Origin of the sequence: Novosphingobium sp. KN65.2, assembly GCF_001368935.1 — a bacterium.
Taxonomy (GTDB): Bacteria; Pseudomonadota; Alphaproteobacteria; order Sphingomonadales; family Sphingomonadaceae; genus Novosphingobium; species Novosphingobium mathurense.
In genome coordinates this window covers 1-306 of sequence record NZ_CCBH010000061.1, presented here as the reverse complement: position 1 = coordinate 306, position 306 = coordinate 1, and the positions used below count along the sequence as shown (strand labels likewise).

The window sequence follows — 306 nt, the reverse complement described above, 5'->3', positions numbered from 1 at the left end:
TGGCCCGACACTGGCGCGCGAGTATCTGATTGAGCGCCATGGGATCACGGTAGCGTGCGAGACGCTTCGCCAGCTGATGATTGATGCGGGTTTGTGGAAGGACCGCGAGGCCCGTCGGCCACGTCCCTATCAGCCGCGTTATCGCCGCGACTGCCGCGGCGAGCTGATCCAGGTCGATGGTTCGAAGCATCATTGGTTCGAGGATCGCGGGCCGCAGTGCACGCTGCTGGTGTTCATCGACGATGCGACCAGCGAGCTGATGCACCTGCAGATGGTCGAGAGCGAGAACACCTTCGCCTACATGGA

At 62.4% G+C, this 306-nt stretch carries 1 pseudogene; it reads left to right on the top strand.

The features are described from left to right. Positions 1–306, top strand: a pseudogene (locus SPHV1_RS25325) (ISNCY family transposase); the annotation flags it as partial.